General features: G+C 62.7%; 3 protein-coding genes. 2 read left to right on the forward strand and 1 reads right to left on the reverse strand.

Going from position 1 to position 2407, the window contains the following annotated elements; all coding sequences use genetic code 11:
* Positions 1–329 precede the first annotated feature (329 nt).
* Complete coding sequence (gene rpoZ, locus WCB02_RS09930) at positions 330–722, reverse strand: DNA-directed RNA polymerase subunit omega (RefSeq protein WP_423957871.1); 393 nt, start codon at positions 720–722, stop codon at positions 330–332.
* Positions 723–1069: 347 nt separating this feature from the next.
* Between rpoZ and WCB02_RS09935 the strand changes: the two genes are divergently transcribed.
* Both WCB02_RS09935 and WCB02_RS09940 read left to right on the forward strand, forming a co-directional pair.
* Positions 1070–1702 carry an NYN domain-containing protein gene (locus WCB02_RS09935; RefSeq protein ID WP_423957873.1) on the forward strand — a complete coding sequence of 211 codons (633 nt, stop codon included), beginning with the start codon at positions 1070–1072 and terminating at the stop codon, positions 1700–1702.
* Positions 1680–2363: a uracil-DNA glycosylase gene (locus WCB02_RS09940; RefSeq protein ID WP_423957875.1), complete on the forward strand. Its 684-nt coding sequence runs from the start codon at positions 1680–1682 to the stop codon at positions 2361–2363. The genes WCB02_RS09935 and WCB02_RS09940 overlap by 23 nt, the downstream gene beginning before the upstream one ends.
* The last annotated feature ends 44 nt before the right edge of the window (positions 2364–2407 follow it).

A 2407-nucleotide genomic window follows, 5' to 3' on the forward strand; every position in this document is an offset into this window, starting at 1 on the left:
GCCGGCGCCGGCGAAGACGGCGCCACGGCGACCGATTCGGTCGCGGCCTGCATCTGGGATGGATTCTGGCGCGTATACGCCATCAGTCTGCTGCTTTCAGTTTGCTGCCTTCGCGCTCGCGGCCCCCGCACCGGCGGCCTCGCCTCGAACCGCACTGTAACGCCAATCCCGGCCGTTCTTCGATCAAATCAAAGACGGCAGCGGTCAAACGTACGCGCCCGGAGCAAGTGTAGCGTAACCAAACGCCGGCAAAAACAAAACAAAGGCCCAGACGTCGGTCCGGGCCTTTGGCAGATGGGAATATTGCGGGATAACCGGAAGGAATAGGGCTATTCGTCCTCTTCGGGCTGTTCCTCGGGAGGGGCGAGGCCCTCCAGGCCCTTCAGCAGTTCCTCTTCCGTCATCCGCTCGACGGCGACCTCGGTGTCGTCGGCATCGACGCTGGCGCCGGCCGATCCGATCAAAGGCACGGTATCGGGCTCAGGCTCGTCCACCTCGACGAATTTCTGCAGGGAGTGCACCAGCTCCTCGCGCAAGTCGCCCGGCGATACCGTCGATTCGGCGATCTCGCGCAGCGAAACGACTGGATTCTTGTCGTTGTCCCGGTCAATCGTAAGTTGTGAACCGGACGAGATCATACGGGCGCGATGCGCAGCCAGCAGGACCAGGTCGAACCGGTTGTCGACCTTATCAATGCAATCTTCCACGGTAACGCGCGCCATCGACTGTCGCTCCGTCTGTTTGGGTTAATTTGGGGCTTGATATGCTGAGATAGCAGGCTAGTTATAGGGGGGTGAGGCTTTTCGCAAGTTTAATTTGTGATTTGGCGGGCGCGGATACCCCTGCTACCTCCGATTTGGGACCGGCCGGCAGTCGACCCGAAAGCCAGGAATTGCGGCTTTTGGACAACAAAACGCTTCATTGCGTCATCTAAAGTATATCTTTGCTGCGCCGACCTCCGCAAATTGCGGTAACGTTGATACCATCCGGGCCCTAGGCAGTGCTTTAGAATGCGCGGTTGCTGCCGCCGCCAAAAAACAGATACGAACAAACACAACGCGAGAGACTGATGTCACCTTCTTCATCCAACAAAATTGCGCTCTTCATCGACGGCGCCAACCTTTATGCGACGGCCAAGACGCTCGGTTTCGATATCGACTACAAACGCCTTCTCAAGGAATTCCAGGGCCGCGGTACGCTGCTGCGGGCATTCTACTACACCGCGATCATCGAAGATCAGGAGTACTCGTCGATCCGTCCCTTGATCGACTGGCTCGATTACAACGGCTACACCGTGGTCACCAAGGCGACGAAGGAGTTCATCGACGCCAGCGGGCGGCGCAAGGTCAAAGGCAACATGGACATCGAGCTTGCCGTGGACGCCATGGAGCTTGCCGAGCATATCGACCAGATGGTGTTGTTTTCCGGCGACGGCGACTTCCGTTCGCTGGTCGAGGCCGTGCAGCGCCGCGGCGTCCGGGTCACGGTGATCTCGACCATTTCGAGCCAGCCGCCGATGATTGCCGACGAATTGCGGCGGCAGGCCGACGTGTTCACCGATCTCGTGGAGTTGCAGTCCAAGCTCGGCCGCGATCCGTCCGAGCGTCCGGCGCCGCGCGAGCCGCGTCATCACGCGCCGCAGTTCCTGCAGCGCGCGACCACGATGGCACCAAGGGGCGATGACGAGGATTTCGACGATTGAGAGCGGGCGGCAGACCACCGGGCCTGCCCTGCCCTCCGCCGAACCTGACCGGAACTGCCCGCTCTGTCCACGGCTTGCGGATTTCCGCAAGGCCGCGCGCGCGAAGGAACCTGCCTGGTTCAACGCGCCGGTCGCCTCGTTCGGCGATCCCGACGCCAGGCTGTTGATCGTCGGGCTGGCACCCGGCCTGCAGGGCGCCAACCGCACCGGGCGTCCGTTTACCGGCGACTACGCCGGCGACCTGCTCTATGCGACATTGCTCGAATATGGCTTTGCCGAGGGCCGCTATCAGGCGCGGCCCGACGACGGCCTGAAGCTCGTCGATTGCCGGATCAGCAACGCGGTCCGCTGCGTGCCGCCGCAGAACAAGCCGCTACCCGCCGAAATCAGGACCTGCCGGCCGTTCCTCGCCATGACCATCGCGGGCATGCCGCGGCTGCGCGCGATCGTGGCGCTCGGCCGCATCGCGCATGATACGCTGTTGAAGGCGCTCGACCTGCGCGCCTCGGCCGCGCCCTTCGGCCATGGCGCGGTGCATCAGGCCGGCCACCTCAAGCTTCACGACAGCTATCACTGCTCGCGCTACAACACCAACACCGGCGTGCTGACGGCCGAGATGTTCCGCAGGGTCTTTGCCCAGGTGAAGGCGGCCCTGGATTAGCCGCGCGCGATCAGCGAGTTCATGGGGCGGGCGTGTGCCCACCC

It is taken from the genome of Bradyrhizobium sp. (assembly GCF_049581145.1).
Classification (GTDB): Bacteria; Pseudomonadota; Alphaproteobacteria; order Rhizobiales; family Xanthobacteraceae; genus Bradyrhizobium.